The following is a 1342-nucleotide window of genomic DNA, read 5'->3' on the forward strand; positions in this document are numbered from 1 at the left end:
GCACGTGCCCCGGGCCGCCGGTGCTGATCCGTTCGGTCGGCCGCTCGGTGGGGGGCTGGCCGAAGGGCCCCTGGTTGGAGGGACGGGCCCACTTCGACGGGTCCGGGTTCGGTGGTCCTTGTGGGTTCGTCACCCGACCGATTCTGCCCTATCAACCTGAGCAAAGTCCGAGCGGTTGTGCAGGACCGCGATGCTCTTGCGGGCCTCGGCGACCCGGTCGACGTCGATGTCGGCCACCACCAGCTGCGGTTGCGAGCCGGCCGAGGCGACGACGTCACCGAAGGGGGAGACCACCAGGCTGCCGCCGACGCCGGTCGGTGCCCCCGAACCGGATCCGTGGGCGTCACCAGGATCGGCCTGGCCGGCCGCCGCGATGTAGCTCATCGAATCGAGCGCGCGGGCGCGGGCCAGCAGCGTCCACTGGTCGAGTTTGCCGGGACCCGCGCCCCAGGACGCGCCGACGGCGATCACCTGGGCGCCGCGGCGGGCCAGTTCGGTGTACAGCGCCGGAAACCGAATGTCGTAGCAGACGGTCAGCCCGACGTGGATGCCGTCGACCGTGATCACCACCGGGTCGTGTCCCGGCGCGACCGTGCGCGATTCGGTGAAACCGAAGGCGTCGTAGAGGTGGATCTTGTCGTAGTGGGTGTCCGGCCGGCCGGGGTCGTCGGCGCCGGCCGCGAGGAGCGTGTTCTTCACCCGCCCATCGCCGGACGGGGTGAACATGCCGGCGACGACGGCGATGCCGGTGTCGGCCGCGATGCGCCGCACCCCGTCGGCCCAGGGCCCGTCGACCGGCTCGGCGATCGGCCCCAGCGGCACTCCGAACCGGCACATGGTCGCCTCGGGGAACACCACCAGCTTCGCGCCCGCGTCGGCGGCCCGGCGGCTGTATTCGTCCACCAGCTGCAGGTTTGCTGCCGGGTCGGTGCCGCTGAGGATCTGCGCCAAGGCGATTCGCATGAGCGCCAGCTTAGGCCCGGCGACGATGCGCGCCGCTACGGCGGCGGGCGGAGGAGCTGGGCAATGCAGCTTAGGCCCGGCGACGATGCGCGCCGCTACGGCGGCGGGCGGAGGAGCTGGGCAATGCAGCTTGGGCGTGGTCGGGACCGAAGGCTCAGGCCGTTTTGGCGATCCACTCCGTGGTGAAGCGCTGCTCGGCGGCGACCAGTTCGGCCAGCCGGGTGCCGATGATGTTCTCCAACTTGCCGCCGATGATCGGGACGCGCACCTGGACGGTGGCGCGGAACGTCAGCCGGGCACCGCCGGTCTCTTCGATGGGCTCCAGGACGGCGGTGCCGGCGAGGTTCACCGGCGCATCCACGATCGATCCCACCACCGA

The 1342-nt window shown here is 71.5% G+C and carries 2 protein-coding genes; both read right to left on the reverse strand.

Going from position 1 to position 1342, the window contains the following annotated elements; genetic code table 11:
- Positions 1-129 precede the first annotated feature (129 nt).
- The gene (locus A5624_RS12885; RefSeq protein WP_066866695.1) at positions 130-963 is read right to left on the reverse strand and encodes a carbon-nitrogen hydrolase family protein; all 834 of its coding nucleotides are present in this window, start codon (positions 961-963) and stop codon (positions 130-132) included.
- A 154-nt stretch (positions 964-1117) separates the two neighbouring features.
- Positions 1118-1342: DUF2505 domain-containing protein (locus tag A5624_RS12890; protein WP_156749001.1), on the reverse strand; the 225-nt coding region annotated here is incomplete at its 5' end.

This window comes from Mycobacterium sp. 1482292.6 (assembly GCF_001672995.1).
GTDB classification, from domain to species: Bacteria; Actinomycetota; Actinomycetes; order Mycobacteriales; family Mycobacteriaceae; genus Mycobacterium; species Mycobacterium europaeum_A.